Annotated in this window: 16 protein-coding genes; 9 read left to right on the top strand and 7 right to left on the bottom strand. The window is 67.4% G+C overall.

The genetic code is table 11. From position 1 onward, the window contains the following. The first annotated feature begins 96 nt into the window (after positions 1–96). Positions 97–1,278, top strand: a complete 1,182-nt coding sequence (locus QTH90_RS08145) for an MFS transporter (RefSeq protein WP_444814690.1) — start codon at positions 97–99, stop codon at positions 1,276–1,278. Here the strand turns inward: QTH90_RS08145 and QTH90_RS08140 are convergent. From QTH90_RS08140 to QTH90_RS08130, 3 genes are read right to left on the bottom strand one after another with little or no spacing between them, the layout of a single operon-like run. Further along, positions 1,267–1,548, bottom strand: a complete 282-nt coding sequence (locus QTH90_RS08140) for a 2Fe-2S iron-sulfur cluster-binding protein (protein ID WP_286663962.1) — start codon at positions 1,546–1,548, stop codon at positions 1,267–1,269. The genes QTH90_RS08145 and QTH90_RS08140 overlap by 12 nt on opposite strands. After that, positions 1,548–1,826, bottom strand: a complete 279-nt coding sequence (locus QTH90_RS08135; RefSeq protein WP_286663961.1) for a VF530 family protein — start codon at positions 1,824–1,826, stop codon at positions 1,548–1,550. The genes QTH90_RS08140 and QTH90_RS08135 overlap by 1 nt, the downstream gene beginning before the upstream one ends. A 2-nt stretch (positions 1,827–1,828) precedes the next feature. After that, the gene (locus QTH90_RS08130; protein WP_286566829.1) at positions 1,829–1,975 is read right to left on the bottom strand and encodes a hypothetical protein; all 147 of its coding nucleotides are present in this window, start codon (positions 1,973–1,975) and stop codon (positions 1,829–1,831) included. Positions 1,976–2,083: 108 nt separating this feature from the next. Between QTH90_RS08130 and QTH90_RS08125 the strand changes: the two genes are divergently transcribed. Both QTH90_RS08125 and QTH90_RS08120 read left to right on the top strand, forming a co-directional pair. Beyond that, a complete protein-coding gene (locus tag QTH90_RS08125) occupies positions 2,084–2,599 on the top strand; it encodes a GNAT family N-acetyltransferase (protein ID WP_286663960.1) in 516 nt (171 codons plus the stop codon). A gap of 15 nt (positions 2,600–2,614) precedes the next feature. Beyond that, the gene (locus QTH90_RS08120) at positions 2,615–3,520 is read left to right on the top strand and encodes a DUF808 domain-containing protein (protein ID WP_286663959.1); all 906 of its coding nucleotides are present in this window, start codon (positions 2,615–2,617) and stop codon (positions 3,518–3,520) included. A 32-nt stretch (positions 3,521–3,552) separates the two neighbouring features. Here the strand turns inward: QTH90_RS08120 and QTH90_RS08115 are convergent, their stop codons facing one another. After that, entirely contained in the window at positions 3,553–3,741 is a 189-nt protein-coding gene (locus tag QTH90_RS08115) for a hypothetical protein (protein ID WP_286663958.1), read from the bottom strand. Positions 3,742–4,037: 296 nt separating this feature from the next. Here QTH90_RS08115 and QTH90_RS08110 point away from each other — a divergent pair, with 296 nt between their 5' ends. Beyond that, positions 4,038–7,199 (top strand): autotransporter outer membrane beta-barrel domain-containing protein, encoded by a 3,162-nt coding sequence (locus tag QTH90_RS08110; protein ID WP_286663957.1) that lies wholly within the window; start codon positions 4,038–4,040, stop codon positions 7,197–7,199. Positions 7,200–7,294: 95 nt separating this feature from the next. Further along, on the top strand, positions 7,295–7,723 hold the full coding sequence (locus QTH90_RS08105; protein ID WP_286663956.1) for a hypothetical protein: 429 nt from the start codon (positions 7,295–7,297) through the stop codon (positions 7,721–7,723). 13 nt (positions 7,724–7,736) lie between these two features. On the opposite strand, the gene QTH90_RS08100 is transcribed toward QTH90_RS08105, so the two are convergent. Next, positions 7,737–8,834, bottom strand: coding sequence for a M14 family metallopeptidase (locus QTH90_RS08100; protein WP_286663955.1), 1,098 nt, complete (start codon positions 8,832–8,834; stop codon positions 7,737–7,739). Between the two features lie 25 nt (positions 8,835–8,859). Then, positions 8,860–10,173, bottom strand: coding sequence for an MFS transporter (locus tag QTH90_RS08095; protein ID WP_286663954.1), 1,314 nt, complete (start codon positions 10,171–10,173; stop codon positions 8,860–8,862). A 107-nt stretch (positions 10,174–10,280) separates the two neighbouring features. On the opposite strand from QTH90_RS08095, the gene QTH90_RS08090 reads away from it, so the two are divergent. Continuing rightward, positions 10,281–11,174: a LysR substrate-binding domain-containing protein gene (locus QTH90_RS08090; protein WP_286663953.1), complete on the top strand. Its 894-nt coding sequence runs from the start codon at positions 10,281–10,283 to the stop codon at positions 11,172–11,174. A 10-nt stretch (positions 11,175–11,184) separates the two neighbouring features. Here the strand turns inward: QTH90_RS08090 and QTH90_RS08085 are convergent, their stop codons facing one another. Further along, entirely contained in the window at positions 11,185–11,523 is a 339-nt protein-coding gene (locus QTH90_RS08085) for a hypothetical protein (protein ID WP_286663952.1), read from the bottom strand. A gap of 102 nt (positions 11,524–11,625) precedes the next feature. Here QTH90_RS08085 and QTH90_RS08080 point away from each other — a divergent pair, with 102 nt between their 5' ends. The 3 genes from QTH90_RS08080 (at position 11,626) to QTH90_RS08070 (ending at position 14,513) form a co-directional block, all read left to right on the top strand. Beyond that, positions 11,626–12,282: an alpha/beta hydrolase gene (locus QTH90_RS08080; RefSeq protein WP_286663951.1), complete on the top strand. Its 657-nt coding sequence runs from the start codon at positions 11,626–11,628 to the stop codon at positions 12,280–12,282. Between the two features lie 145 nt (positions 12,283–12,427). Next, on the top strand, positions 12,428–14,005 hold the full coding sequence (gene gshA / locus QTH90_RS08075) for a glutamate--cysteine ligase (protein WP_286663950.1): 1,578 nt from the start codon (positions 12,428–12,430) through the stop codon (positions 14,003–14,005). 130 nt (positions 14,006–14,135) lie between these two features. Further along, the gene (locus tag QTH90_RS08070) at positions 14,136–14,513 is read left to right on the top strand and encodes a response regulator (RefSeq protein WP_286663949.1); all 378 of its coding nucleotides are present in this window, start codon (positions 14,136–14,138) and stop codon (positions 14,511–14,513) included. Positions 14,514–14,562 lie beyond the last annotated feature (49 nt).

Genomic DNA, 14,562 nt, shown 5'->3' with positions numbered 1-14,562 from the left:
GCTGCGGGCGGCTCGGCTATCCTCGTCGCGATGTCCGCTGCTGCCGCTTCCTCCCGTTCCTCCAAGTTTTCCGATCTCACGCGCGAGCGGCCCTTCATGCAACTGTGGGTTGCACGGCTGTTCGGCACCGCTGCGAGCCAGATGCTGCTGGTCGCGATCGGCTGGCACATGTACGACCTGACCCACAGCGCGTGGGACCTGGGCCTCGTCGGCCTCTACCAGTTCGTGCCGGCATTGCTGCTGGCCCTGCTGGCGGGCCATGTGGTCGACCGGCATCACCGGGGGCGCATCGTCGCGGCCTGTTTCGCGGTGCAGGGCGCCGTGGCGATGGCGCTGCTGCTGGCCGTGCACGTCGCGCACGATTCGCGCGGGCTGCTGCTCGGACTGTCTCTCGTGCTCGGCGCGGTTCGCGCATTCCAGATGCCGGCGCAACAGGCGCTCACGCCCCTGCTGGTGCCGCCGATGCTGCTGCCGCGCGCGATGGCGTTCAGCTCTGCCGGCATGCAGGGCGCCATCATCGGTGGCCCGGCATTGGGCGGATTGCTGTTCGTGGCGGGCATGGGGGTGGTGTACGGCGCCGCCTTCGTCTTCTTCGTGGCGGCCGCCGTGCTGGTGATGCGCCTGCACTACGTCTTCACGCCGGCTGCGCGGGAGCCGGTGACGCTCAAGACCGTGCTGGCCGGCGTCGACTTCATCTGGAAGCGAAAGCCCGTGCTGGGGGCGGTATCGCTCGACCTTTTCGCGGTGCTGCTGGGCGGCGCGGTCGCGCTGCTGCCGATCTACGCGAAGGACATCCTTCATACCGGCCCCTGGGGCCTGGGGCTGCTGCGTGGCGCGCCGGCGATCGGGGCGTTGGTCATGTCGATCATGCTCACGCGCCGGCCCATCGAACGGCACGTGGGCCGCGCGCTGCTGATCGCGGTGGCGATGTTCGGCGTGTGCATGATCGTCTTCGGCATCTCGCGCAGCTTCATCGTGTCGCTCATCGCGCTCGCAGTCTCGGGCGGTGCGGACATGGTCAACGTGGTGATCCGGCAGACGCTGGTGCAACTCGAAACGCCGGATGCCATGCGCGGGCGGGTGAGTGCGGTCAACTCGATCTTCATCGGCGCGAGCAATCAGCTCGGGGAATTCGAGTCGGGTGCCACGGCGGCGCTGCTGGGACCCGTGGGGTCCGTGGTGGCGGGCGGTGTCGGCACCGTGCTGGTGGCTGCGGCTTGGTTCCGGTTGTTTCCCTCGCTCGCGCAGCGGGACCGGCTCGTCAAGCTAGAACACTGAGAACGCGTAAGGCACGTCGAGGGTTACGTCGCCGAGCGGCTCGGCCACGCAGGGGAGGATCCAGCCTTCGGCCTTCTCGTCGACACTCACGCCCGGCCATTCGATGCGGTAGCGGATCTCGCCGGCCACGAGCTTGCAGAGGCAGGTGCGGCAGGTCCCGTTGCGGCACGAACTCGGCAACTCGATGCCGCCGGCGTCGGCGGATTGGAGAAGGGTACGGTCGGACTCGATGTCGAAGGTGAATCCGCCCGGTTCGACGTGCGCCTTCATCAAGGCTGCTGCGAGGGCGGTTGCTGGCGCCGTTGTTCGCGCAGCATGAAGAGGTAGAGGCTCTCGACCTTCTCGCGCGCCCAGGGCGTCTTGCGGAGGAACTTGAGGCTCGACGCGACGCTGGGGTCGCTGGTGAAGCAGCGCAGCGGAATCCGCTCGCCCAGCCCCTGCCACCCGTAATACGCCTCGAGGGCGGTCACGATGGCTTCCAGCGTGAGGCCGTGCAAGGGGTTGCGCGGCTGCTTCTGTGCTGGCGTGGGCTGTGCGGGCGCGTTCACGGTTACTTGTTCTTGAGCTTGCCGCGCGGAATGACCGCCGTCGTGATCGTACGGACCGGTTCGATGCCCGCGCCCGGCGGCTTGGGCGGCGAAGTGTCCTTCTTCGGTTTCTTGGCTTCCTTGTTCGTGCGCTGTTGACCTTTGGCCATGTGAATCTCCGGATAGATGCGAATGCGACGGTCAGTTTAGCCTCGGCGTTCGGGACTTTTTGGCGGCGCGGCGACAATACGGCCCTTTACGTTCGTTCCCCCGCATTCATGTCCGATTACGAAGTCCGCCCCGCCACCCTGCGCGATGCCAAAGCCGTCGCCGAAGTCCATGCCGCAGCCGCCCAGGCCGCCTACGCTGACATCCTGCCCGAGGATCAACTGCGCGCGCTGGCGCCCACCACGCGCGAGGCCAAGTGGCGCGAAGCGATCGAGTTCAGCGAACCCCAGGTCCAGGTCGCGGAGATCGACGGCGAAGTGGTGGGTTTCGTCGGCTTCGACCGGTCGCGCGATCCCAAGACGCCGTCGACCACCGGCGAGATCTGGGCCATCTACGTGAAGCCCGAGCATTGGGGCAAGGGCGTCGGCGTCGCGCTGTGGGACGCCGCGCGCGACGGTCTCGAGGAAGAGGGCTGTACCGTGGTCACCGTCTGGGTGCCGCTTCGCAACGACCGCGCGATGCGCTTCCATGAACTCGCCGGCTTCAAGCGCGAAATGAAGACCGCCAAGACCACGGCCCTCGGCGCCGTGAAGATCGAGGAAATCCGCCTCAAGCGAGCCGTCTGATCGGGCGCGCGGTCGATGGCCACCAGTCTCCTGCTGCTGCTCGACGACATCGCGACGGTGCTCGACGATGTTTCCGTTCTCACCAAGGTCGCGGCCAAGAAGACGGCAGGTGTTCTGGGCGATGACCTGGCGCTGAACGCGCAACAGGTGTCGGGGGTCAAGGCCAACCGCGAGTTGCCGGTCGTCTGGGCGGTGTGCAAGGGCTCCTTCGTGAACAAGGCGATCCTGGTGCCGGCCGCGCTGGTGATCGGGACCTGGCTGCCCTGGCTGGTGACACCGCTCCTGATGATCGGCGGCGCGTTCCTTTGCTTCGAAGGCTTCGAAAAGCTGGCGCACAAGTTCCTCCACAAGGACGAGCACGCTGCCAGCACCACGGCCCATGAGCAGGCGGTGGCGAGCGAGCAGGTCGACGTCGTCGCCACCGAGAAGGCCAAGATCAAGGGCGCGGTGCGCACCGACTTCATCCTCTCTGCCGAAATCATCGCGATCACGCTGGGCACGGTTCAGGGCCAGCCCTTCGTCACGCAACTGGCCGTGCTGGCGGGAATCGCCCTGGTGATGACTGTCGGCGTCTACGGCCTCGTGGCCGGCATCGTGAAGCTCGACGACGCCGGGCTCTACCTGAGCGAGCGCGAAGGCGCCGGTTCGCGCGCCCTGGGCCGCGGCATTCTGGCGGCGGCGCCCTGGCTCATGAAGGGGCTGTCCATCGCCGGAACGGCCGCCATGTTCCTGGTGGGCGGCGGGATCCTGGTGCACGGCGTGCCGGCCGTCGGCCATGCGATCGAGGCCTGGACCTCGGGGGTCGGCGGTTTCGCCGGCGGCCTGGCTTCCATGGGCGCCAGCGCCGTCGTCGGCATCATTGCCGGCGCCCTCGTGCTGGCCGTCGTCGAAGTCGTGAAGAAGCTTCGCGCCAAGCGCTGAACCCGGCGGCGGCCACGTCCCGCCGCGGGGCCTCAGCGCCCCTTGGCCTTCGCCCGCTGGAGCAGGTCGACCACCACGAGCGCAATGCCGAGCACCAGCGCAAACCATCCGACGATGTAGGCCCCGCCGACCATTTCGCGCCAGGTGGGCGACTGCAGGAAGCTCGGCGCGATCAGCACGGCCGCGCCGATGAGGATGCATAGGATGCCGCGCTCGAGCATGCGCGGCGCTCTGGAAGGTCTGGATGCCATCCCGGGAGTTTACGGGCCTGCCGGGGACGCCTGCCGCCCCAGAGTGCCCTGTTCAGGTGCGCCGGAGACTGTCACTTTCTTGTGACACAGGCGCAGAGCCAACCCGCGCCGTGCTTTTCTGCTATCGAAAGCGTAGCGAATTCACACGGAGGCGTGGATTTGCACCAGATTCGTGAACTTTTCCCGACACAATGAGTACCGAAGAATTACATTCGTAAGTATTCATTTCACGCGTGGCGTGGATTTCAAACTTCGGAAAAAGCTTCATGAACCGCGTTTTCAGCATCGTCTGGAACCCATCGCAACGCGCCTGGACCGTTGCGTCCGAACTCGCCGCCAACGCCGGCAAGTCCAGCACCCGGGTGCGCTCCGGTACAGCGCAGGTGGCTGTCGCCGCAGCGCTGCTCGGTCTGGCCGGTATCGCCTCGGCCGCCTGCTCGACCAGCGCCAACGTCATCACCTGCAACACGACCGGCACGGCAACCGACACTGCGGGCCGGGGCGACAGCACGCCGGCCGGCGCCTCGGTGATCGTGCAGCCGGCAGCGGTCATCAGTTCCGGGGGACTTCCGGGCATCAGCGTCGGCACCAATTCGACCATCCTGATCCAGGCCGGCGCCACGGTCAAAAACAACGCTCCGGGCAGCACCAACGGCTACTTCGGCACCGGCGCCAACACCATTGAATTTCGCTCCGGCAGCACGCTGACGATCGAGAAGGACGCCAAAGTGCTGTCCACCGGGTCGGCGAGCAATGCGGAGGCGATCAACCCGATCGGCACGGGCAATCGCATCGTCAACAACGGTGAAATCCGGTCTCAGGCGGGCGGCGCGGCCATCTGGTTCGAGTCGTCGAGCGGCTCGAACACCATCGAAAACGGCGCGACCGGCATCATCGAATACAAGAACGGCGCGGGCAACATCATGGGCGTGTCCGGCACCATGGCCCTGGATTTCACCAACAAGGGCCAGCTGATCGGATCGCTGAATTTCGCCAATGGCGACGACGCTCTGAGGATCTACACCGGATCGTCGATCTCCGGCTCGATCAACGGCGGCGGGGGCGTGAACCTGCTGACCTTGAACGGCACGGGAACGGGCGTCGTCAGCCAGACCATCTCGAACTTCCAGACGCTGGTGAAGAACGACAGTGGCACATGGACGTTCAACAAGTCGCTGGCGGGCGTGGGCATCACGAGCACCCGAGTGGCCGGTGGCACGCTGATCCTCGGTTCGGACGCCAGCGGCTACACCGGCAGCATGACGGTCGATGCGGCCGGCACGCTGCAAACGAGCGCCGTGTTCATGCCGAAGACGATCACCGACCACGGCGTGGTGCGCTTCGAACAACTCCTGGTGGACGCGACCTACACGGGCTTGCTCACGGGAACGGGCGGCATCGAGAAGACCGGCGACCGCATGCTGACGCTCACGACCGACCAGGCGATCACCGGGACCACGACGATCACCGCCGGCGTCCTGAGATTGGGCAATGGCGGCACTGCCGGCAAGGTGGATGGCCCCATCGTCAACAACGCGGCGCTCACCATCCATCGGCGGGACGGCGTCGCGTTCGCGAACCCCATCAGCGGCACCGGCAGCGTGACTCAGCTCGGGACCGGGACGACGCTGTTCACCGCTGACAACACCTACAGCGGCGGCACGACGATCACGGCTGGCACCTTGCAGCTCGGCGATGGCGGCGCCACCGGCAGCGTGGTGGGCAACATCGTGAACAACGCCATGCTGGTGGTGAACCGTTCGAACACCCTGACGCTTGCGGGCGCCATCAGCGGCAGCGGCGCGCTCCGGCAAACGGGCAGCGGCACCACCGTGCTCTCGGGCACCAACAGCTACGGCGGAACGACCACCGTCGCAGCGGGCACGCTGGAGGCGGGTGCGGCCGGCAGCTTCAGCGCCCTGTCGGCGCACACCGTGGCGACGGGCGCAACGCTTGACACCGCGGGCTTCAACCAGACGGTGGCCTCGCTTCAGAACGCTGGCACCGTCAGCCTCCTGAGCAAGGCGGCCGGCAGCACGCTCACCGTGAACGGCGCCTACGCCGGCCACAACGGCGTGCTGAGCCTGGGCACCGTGCTGGGCGGCAACGCCAGCCTGAGCGACCGCCTGGTGCTCAACGGCCCCGGTGCCAGCGCGAGCGGCAGGACCACCGTGCGCATCACCAATCTCGGCGGCCTCGGCGCGCAGACCACTGGCAACGGCATCGAGGTGGTGAGCGCGCGCAATGGCGCCACCACCACCGCCCAGACGACGCGGGATGCCTTCACCCTCGCCAACGGTCACGTGGATGCGGGCGCTTTCGAATACCGCCTGCATGCGGCCGATGCCCAGGGCGCGGGCGAGAGTTGGTATCTGCGCTCGGAAACCACGATTCCGCCGCAGGACCTCTCCGTCAAGCCGGTGCCGCCTGCAACGTCGGACGCCAGCGGCGCCGCACCGCCGACCGCCGCAGTGACGACGGTGCCGACCTACCGCGCCGAGGTGCCGCTCTTTGCCGCCTTGCCCGCGCAGCTGCGCCAGGCCGATCTCGCGATGCTCGGCAACCTGCATCGCCGCGTCGGCGACGAAGGCCCTGCCGTGGGCGGCCGGCAAGCGTGGGCTCGCGCCATCTACAGCGATCTCGACATCCACCAGGACGGCATTGCCTCGGCACAGAGCAAGGGGCACGTGAGCGGCCTCCAGGCGGGCACCGATCTGCTGGCCGGCGGCAACTGGCGCGCCGGCATCTACGTGGGCTACCTCGACGGCAGCGCGGACGTCAGCGGCAACGCGCGCGGCGCGGTCGGACGGGTCGGCTACAACGACCTGCAATCGCGCTACCTTGCCGGCTACGCGACCTGGATGGATGCCAGCGGCCTGTACGCCGATGCCGTTCTCCAGGGCGGCAGCCACCGCTACACCGTGCGCCCCGACGGCAACCCGAGCGCGTCGGGCAAGTCGAATAGCACGACGGCTTCGATCGAAACCGGCAAGGCCTTCGCGTTGGCGGAGGGCTGGAGCATCGAGCCGCAGGCGCAACTCGCCTACCAGCGCAGCAGCTTCGACGACGTGTTGATCGGCGGCGCCCGCGTGCAGCAGGACGCCGACGGCGGCTGGATCGGCCGCCTTGGCGTGCGCATCAAGGGCGACATCGCCACCCGTGCGGGGCGCCTCGAGCCCTATGGCCGCTTCAACGTGTACTACGCGGGCTCGGGCACCGATGTCGCCACCTTCGTCGGCCCGGCGGCCAGCACCCGGATCGCCAGCGCGACCGGCCACACCTCGACCGAAGTCGCGGCCGGCATGACGCTGGCGCTGACGCGCGTCGTCACGCTGTACGGCGAATTGGGGCGGCTCTTCAACGCGGGCGGTGAGGTGAAGGTGAAATCCTCGGTGCAGGGGTCGCTCGGCATGCGCGTGAGCTGGTAGGCGCCCGGGAGGCACGCGGCTTTCGGTTCAAATACGGGTTTCAGCGGCCGCCCCGAATCCGGGCGGCCTTCGAAGCCATCGCCTGACCGAACACCATGGAATTTTCTCGCCCTCGAATCCTCGCCATTTCCGCGCGCATCGTCGTGCCGCTGCTGCTCGCGGTCGCCGTCTCGGGTGCGACGGCCCAGAAGGCCACCCCGCAGGACGCGAACCGCTTTCCTGCCGCGGCGATGGGCTTCCTGGGTGGCGAGCTTCCGGCAATGGAGGCCGCGATCACGGCGCGCGACCGCGACTACTTCGAGGACGCCATGGGCCGCATGCTCGACTTTTCCGACAGTTGGGGCTTCAAGTCGGGCGCCAACCCTGCGCTGGCACGCTTCCCGATGTGCACCGAGGCGGTGTCGGACTTCCTGGTGGTCGGCATGTGCCGCATCATGACCACGAGCTCGGCCTGCGAGCCGGGTATGGCGACGCGCTTCAACACGAACCTCCAGCAGTGCCGCGAGTTGGCGGCGCGGCTCTGAAGGTCCGATCCTTCTAGGCGCCCTTGAGGCCCTGGAGGGTCTGCAGGAGCACCACGCGGGCCTGGCCGAGCACCATGCCCTTCCACTCGTCGTTGTCGCAGTAGAAGGCGTCGCGCAGGTCCTTCCGGATTGCGCGCTGTTGTTCGGCAGGCGCTTCCGGGTGGCGGCGCAGCCACGTATCGGCGCGCAGGCGCGTCATGACTTCCATGTCGGGCAGGGTGCCGAACTCCAGCCCCATCAGCGCTGCGCTGGCCTGCGGGCACTCGTCGTAGATCGCCGAGACCACCGGGCCCGAGACGTCCGCCGAGGCCGACTGGCCGTCGAAGGGCGCGAACACGTCGGCGCCCCACCATGCGCGCGCCTGTGCCAGGTCGGCCGGCGCGTTGCGGCCCGGATAGATCTTCTCGCCGTGTCCGTAAGGCCCCAGGCCGGTGTGGATGTCGATCCAGCCGATGTGCGTGGCGGCCGTGCCGTACTTGCGCAGGATGCCGCGCATGGTGCGGTTGCTCCATGACGGCGCCTTGCCGCCGTAGAACACGCCCTCGGGCGAGGTGTACTGGCCTGCCGTGACCGCGGCGCGATAGGCCCGCATGCCGTGCTTCTCGATGTATGCGGCCATTGCCGCCTCGTCGGCGGCGGCGGGCGGCCAGGTGCCCGGCAGCACGAAGGGCTCGACGACGGCGTATGCGGCGTTCACGGGCAGCGGCGCATCGAAGTCGATGTGGTTGCGGTTCAGGTCGATGTTGTCTTCGTTGGTGCGGTGCAGATGCGAGAAGCCGTGCGGGTTGACGGCGTGCACCAGCAACAGCGCGACGCCGGCCTGTTCGAGGCGCGACATCAGGTCGGCATCGTTCAGCGTGGCGACCTGGCAGCCCGAGCCGCAGAAGCCCTCGGGGCCGTGCGTGCCGGAACTCACGATCATCAGCTTGGCGGCGTTCGGCTTGCCCAGCAGGGCCACGTCGGTGGCCAGCGTTTCGCCCAGTGCGCCGCGATGCGCTTCGAGCACGAAAGATTCGACGGCTGCGCCGCGCTGGGCGGCGGCCTCGAGGAATTTGCGCCGGGCCTCGGCGTAGGTGCCCGAGAAGTGGCGGGTGGCTGCGGTGCTGTACATATGCGGTGTCCTTGAAAGTCGGTGATCAGGCGGGCTGGTGCGCACCGGCCGCGTCGATGTCCTTGCCCGTGAAATCCTTGAGCCAGAGCAGGCCCAGCAGCGAGACCGTCGTCATCGCCAACAGGTACCAGGCCGGCGCGAGCTTGTTGCCGGTGGCGTTCAGCAGCCAGGTGCTGATGAAGGGCGAGAAGCCGCCGAACAGCGCCACGCCCACGCTGTAGACCAGCGACATGCCGCTTGCGCGCACATGCTTGGGAAACATCTCCGGCAGCATCGTGATGCCCGGCACCGTCTGCACCACCAGGGTGAGGCTCAGCACGCCAACCACGGTGAAGAGCACAGCGGGCGTGGGGGACATGTTGAGCCACAGGAAGCCAGGGTAGATCAGCAGCACCAGCGCGATGCGGCTCCAGACGATCAGCGGCTTGCGACCCACCCGGTCGGACCAGCGGCCCACGAAGGGCGCCAGCCCGAACGACAGCAGCCCCGTGAGCGCCGCGCCGAAGAGCGCCACCGGCGGCGGCATGCCCAGCTCGCGGATGGCGTAGGTCGGCATGTAGAAGGTCACGACATAGGCCGCAGCTGTGCCGCCGACGATGCTCAGGATGGCCGCGAGCACCGTCTTGCCGTGTTCGCCGCACACTTCCGACAGGCTGCTGCGGCGTGGTGCCGCATTGGCCGGCTCGGGCCGGATCTCCAGCGATTCCTCGAGATGGCGGCGGATGTACATGCCGACCGGGGCGATCAGCATGCCGAGGAAGAAGGGCACGCGCCAGCCCCAGCTTTCCATGGCCTGCGGCGTGAGCGCCGTCGACAGTCCGCCCACGACCACGGCGCCGAGCAGGATGCCGAGTCCCTGGCTCGCGAACTGCCAGCTCGCCATGTAGCCGCGATTCTTCGGCGTGGCGTGCTCGACCAGCAGGGTGGTGGACGCGCCCACCTCGCCGCCCGCCGAAAAGCCCTGAATGAGCCGCGCCAGCACGATCAGCAGCGGCGCCGCGACGCCGATCTGCGCGTAGGTGGGCGCGAGGGCGATCAAGGCGCAGCCCAGCGCCATCAGGAAGATCGTGAGCGTCATCGCCTTCTTGCGGCCGGCGCGGTCGGCATACGCGCCGATCACGATGCCGCCCAGCGGGCGCATGACGAAGCCGACGCCGAAGCTCGCCACCGTCAGCAGCAGCTGCCCGTAGGAATTGAAGGTCGGGAAGAAAAGCTTGCCGATCACCAGCGCGAGAAATCCGTACACGGTGAAGTCGAAGAATTCGAGCGCATTGCCAATGGTGGTCGCAACGATCGTCTGGCGCCGGCTGATCGGCGTGCGGCTGGGCGGGTGGGTCATTGGTTGTGGTTGAGTGATGTCGTTGGGTTGTCGCGCCGGGATGCTAGAGAAAGGTCTTGATCGTGAAAAGACAATAATTGATCCTTGAAGATAACTTTTTGTTTTCAATGAAGCCGAACCAGCTCCTTGCCTTCGTGGCCGTGGTCGAACAGAAGAGCATTCGCGGTGCCGCCCGCGCCGTCGGTATTTCGCAGCCGGCGGTGACGAAGATCGTGCGCGAACTGGAGCGCGAAGTCGGTGCGCCGCTGGTCGAGCGCAGCGTGAAGGGCGTGCGGCTCACGCCCTACGGCGAGGCCTTTGCGCCCCGCGCGCGCCTGCTGCTGGCCGATATGCGCCGCGCGCGCGACGAGATCGCCCAGATCCGCGATGGCGCGACCGGCAAGGTGGCGGTGGCTGTGAGCACGTCGGTCGCCCTGACCCTGCTGCCGGAAGCCTTCCGCGAGTTCCACACGCGCCTGCCGGCCGTCGACGTGCATTTCAGCGAAGCCGTGCTGCCGTGGATGCTGGCGCGACTGCGAGATGGCCATCTCGACTTTGCCGTCGCACACGTCGGGCCGGGCACGCTGCCCGCCGAGTTCGAAAGCGTCGATCTGTTCCCCGTGCAGCTGGCCGTGGGCGTGCGCGAGGGTCACCCCTTGCGCCACTGCCGTTCGTTGCGCGAACTGCACACGGCGGAATGGCTGCTTCCCGGGGATGGCGAGCTGGGCCGCGAATTCGTGGCGCCCATCTTCTCGCCCATGGGCCTCACACCTCCGGCGCGCATGATCCTCGGCGAGTCCGTGACAGTCGCGCTGGGCCTGGTCGGGCACATGGACCTCGTCGGCATGTTCGTCGAGCCGCTGGCCGAACTGGCCTTCAGGCATCACGGCATCGTGCGCGTCGAGGTGGACGAGACGCTGCCGACCCTGCAGGTGTGCGTGATCCGGCGCAAGGGCCTCCGGCTCACGCCGGCGGCGCGGCACCTCGTCGAATGCATCCAGCAAGCGGCGACATGCCGATGAAGTAACGCGCCTAGGAGAGAGCGCGCGCGAATGCGGCGGCAGCCGCGCGTGCCTCGTCTTCCGAACGAAGCTCGGCCGCCAGCACTTGCCCGGCAGCCACAGCCGAGACGGCCAGCGCTTTCCTGGGGCAGATGCCCAGGCAGCTGCACTGGACGATGCGCAGCCGCACCGGCTGGTTGTGCAGTTCTTTCTTCAACAGCTTGCGGACGTCCTTGGCCTTCAGCTTCGACGGGCCGTTGCTGCGCTTCTGGCAATCGCCGCACACCAGCGCCACGCCACCGAACTTGGGTCGGACAAGCAGGGCGCCGGCGGTTTCGGCGTCGCGGGAGGTGTTCAACGTGGATTTCATTGCTTTGGGCGCTCCATCCTAGGGCCGGCCGGTTTCCGGCCAAGTCAGCCAACCCGCCGTCCTTGCGGGCTTTGCCGACCGTTCTGCGGTAACTTCGGAGCCATGTCACTTCCTCCCATCGAAATCGAAACCGGCCCGAACCCGACGGCGACCGTCCTCGTCATGCACGGCCTGGGCGCCGACGGCAATGACTTCGTGCCCATTGCCAACGAACTCGAACTCTCGGCCGTCGGCCCGGTCCGCTTCGTGTTCCCCAATGCGCCGGTCATGCCGGTCACCATCAATGGCGGCTACCGGATGCCCGCCTGGTACGACATCCTGGGCCCCGGCCAGCCCGAGGACGAAACCGGCCTGCGCAGCTCGCAGGTCGAGATCGAGGCTCTGCTCGCGAAGGAAAAGGCACGTGGCATCCCGGCCAGCCGCATCGTCGTCGCCGGCTTCTCGCAGGGCTGCGCCATGTCCTTCATGACCGGCCTGCGCCACCCCGAACGCCTGGCGGGCATCGTCGGCCTCTCCGGCTACCTCCCGCTGGCCGAAACCATCGCCACGGAGCGAAGCCCCGCCAACCAGTCCACCCCCATCTTCCAGGCACACGGCCAGCGCGACGGCGTGGTCCCCCTGGCGCGCGCCGTCTACGGCCGCGATGCCCTCAAGGCCCTCGGCTACGACATCGAGTGGCATGAATACCCCATGGAACACTCCGTCTGCATGGAGGAAATCGCCGATCTCAACGCCTTCCTCCTGCGCGTCCTGTCCTGACGTTTTCCCCGCGAAGGCCGGCGCAGCCCGGCCGGCTGGTGGAACGCCGCGGACCGGCTCCGTGGGGGCGAGCAAGGTCCTTCGAGCAGCATTATTTTCATCGTGCTACCTTCCAGCCCCACGAAGAATGACAGGCCATATCAACATGACCAAATTGAAGGAGCGCCTCGACGCGCTCTCGCCTGCAAGGCTGAGGGGAGTCCGGCGCGGGATCGAGAAGGAAAGCCTGCGCGCGCAGCCCGATGGCAAGCTGGCATTGACGCCGCACCCCGTGGCCCTGGGCTCGGCGCTCACGCATCCGCACATCACCACCGATTTCAGCGAATCACAGCTCGAACTCATCACCGGCGCCCATGCCGACGTGGAGGTCGCGCTCGAGGAACTGGTGCGCGTGCACCAGTTCACCTACCGCGTCCTGAACGAGGCCGGCGACGAGCGCCTCTGGGCCTCGAGCATGCCGTGCGGCCTGCCGCCCGATGAAACCATCCCGATCGGGCGCTATGGCTCGTCCAATGTCGGGCGCGCCAAGAGCGTCTACCGCATGGGCCTCAGCCACCGCTACGGGCGGCGCATGCAGACCATCTCGGGCATTCACTACAACTGGTCGCTGCCGGAGGTGTCGAGCGAGCAGTATTTCGGGCTGATCCGCAACTTCCGCCGGCACGCTTTCCTGTTGCTCTACCTCTTCGGTGCATCGCCTGCGCTGTGTGCGACCTTTGTCGACGGCCGGCCGCACGAGTTGCAGCCGCTGGGCGAGGGCAGCATGCACATGCCCCACGGCACCTCGCTGCGCATGGGCCGGCTGGGCTACCAGAGCGAGGCCCAGGCCTCGCTGGCCGTGAGCTACAACAGCCTCGACGGCTACGGCGCCTCGCTGCAGGACGCGCTCACCCGGCCCTGGCCCGCCTACGAGGCCATCGGCATCCGCAGTCTCGGCGGCGACTACAACCAACTCGCCACCAGCCTGCTGCAGATCGAGAACGAGTTCTACGGCACCATCCGCCCCAAGCGCGTGATCTACCCCGGCGAGCGTCCGCTGCACGCGCTGCGCGAGCGTGGCGTCGAGTACGTCGAAGTGCGCCTGATGGATCTGGATCCTTTCGAGCCCGTCGGCATCAGCGCGCAGACCATGCGCTTCCTGGACGTCTTCCTGCTGCACTGCCTGCTGACGGACAGCCCACCCGACACCCGCGAGGAAATCGTCGACCTGGCGCACAACCAGCACCTGACGGCTGCGCGCGGCCGGGAACCCGGCCTGCAACTGCAGCGCGACGGCCGGCAAGTGGTGCTCACGGAATGGGGTGCGGAGTTGCTCGAAGAATTCGCGCCCATCGCCGATGCGCTGGATGCGGCACACGGCGGTACGAAGCACGCCGAAGCCGTGCAGGCCGCCCGCGCCGCCCTCGGCGATCCGGCCGTGCTGCCGTCGGCACGGGTGCTCGAAGCCATGAGGGCGCACAACAATTCCTTCGTCGGCTTTGTTCGCGCCCAGTCCGAGCTCACGCGCGAAACGCTGCTGGCGCTGCCGTTCCCGGCCGAACAGCAGGCGCAGTTCGAGCACATGACGCAGACCTCTATCGAGGCCCAGGAGCGCATCGAGGCCAGCGACACCATGCCCTTCGAGATCTACCGCGAGCAGTACGTGTCCCCGGCGCGGCTCGGCTTCAAGAACCACTGGGCCGAGACGCCGCAGGCCCCCGTCAGTCAGCGCGCCGAGCTCTGACCCGCATGCACTCGGTAGGTGCATGCCTACCTGCATTGCCCGCTATGGCCCACCGTGGTGTCATGAACGGCGGGGATGATGGCATCAGAGACGAAAGCCGTGTGTCAACTCTGATTTGCCCTGCCTCAAAATGACTTTCAAGACCTACCTGGTCGAAGACAACCCCGTGATCCGGGACAACCTCGTCGGTTTTCTCGAAGACATTGCGGATGCCACCGTGGTGGCCCATGCGAGCGGCGAAGCCGAAGCCGTGTCGTGGCTGCGAAGGCATCGGGACAGCTGGGACGTCGCCATCGTCGACCTGTTCCTGGACCAGGGCAATGGCCTGGGTGTGGTCGATGCCTGCCGGAAGCGGGCGGCCCACCAGAAGGTCGTGGTGCTCAGCAACTATGCGACGCCCGACATGCGGGCACGATCCAAGGCGATGGGCGCGGACGCCTTCTTCGACAAGTCGGCCGAGATCGATCTGCTGCTGGACTACTGCGAGAAGCTGAGCCGGGCGAACTAGCACACCCCCAGGCTTCGCGCACTTCGTGTCGCTTCGCCTACCCCCTTGC

The organism is Variovorax flavidus (assembly GCF_030317145.1).
Classification (GTDB): Bacteria; Pseudomonadota; Gammaproteobacteria; order Burkholderiales; family Burkholderiaceae_C; genus Variovorax; species Variovorax flavidus.
This window is presented reverse-complemented; position numbering and strand designations above follow the sequence as displayed.

Coding starts and splice junctions, on each gene's coding strand:
- QTH90_RS08145 (WP_444814690.1), top strand. CDS start 97: ATGCAACTGTGGGTTGCACGGCTGTTCGGCACCGCTGCGAGCCAGATG.
- QTH90_RS08140 (WP_286663962.1), bottom strand. CDS start 1,548: ATGAAGGCGCACGTCGAACCGGGCGGATTCACCTTCGACATCGAGTCC.
- QTH90_RS08130 (WP_286566829.1), bottom strand. CDS start 1,975: ATGGCCAAAGGTCAACAGCGCACGAACAAGGAAGCCAAGAAACCGAAG.
- QTH90_RS08125 (WP_286663960.1), top strand. CDS start 2,084: ATGTCCGATTACGAAGTCCGCCCCGCCACCCTGCGCGATGCCAAAGCC.
- QTH90_RS08120 (WP_286663959.1), top strand. CDS start 2,615: ATGGCCACCAGTCTCCTGCTGCTGCTCGACGACATCGCGACGGTGCTC.
- QTH90_RS08115 (WP_286663958.1), bottom strand. CDS start 3,741: ATGCTCGAGCGCGGCATCCTATGCATCCTCATCGGCGCGGCCGTGCTG.
- QTH90_RS08110 (WP_286663957.1), top strand. CDS start 4,038: ATGAACCGCGTTTTCAGCATCGTCTGGAACCCATCGCAACGCGCCTGG.
- QTH90_RS08105 (WP_286663956.1), top strand. CDS start 7,295: ATGGAATTTTCTCGCCCTCGAATCCTCGCCATTTCCGCGCGCATCGTC.
- QTH90_RS08100 (WP_286663955.1), bottom strand. CDS start 8,834: ATGTACAGCACCGCAGCCACCCGCCACTTCTCGGGCACCTACGCCGAG.
- QTH90_RS08095 (WP_286663954.1), bottom strand. CDS start 10,173: ATGACCCACCCGCCCAGCCGCACGCCGATCAGCCGGCGCCAGACGATC.
- QTH90_RS08090 (WP_286663953.1), top strand. CDS start 10,281: ATGAAGCCGAACCAGCTCCTTGCCTTCGTGGCCGTGGTCGAACAGAAG.
- QTH90_RS08085 (WP_286663952.1), bottom strand. CDS start 11,523: ATGAAATCCACGTTGAACACCTCCCGCGACGCCGAAACCGCCGGCGCC.
- QTH90_RS08080 (WP_286663951.1), top strand. CDS start 11,626: ATGTCACTTCCTCCCATCGAAATCGAAACCGGCCCGAACCCGACGGCG.
- gshA (WP_286663950.1), top strand. CDS start 12,428: ATGACCAAATTGAAGGAGCGCCTCGACGCGCTCTCGCCTGCAAGGCTG.
- QTH90_RS08070 (WP_286663949.1), top strand. CDS start 14,136: ATGACTTTCAAGACCTACCTGGTCGAAGACAACCCCGTGATCCGGGAC.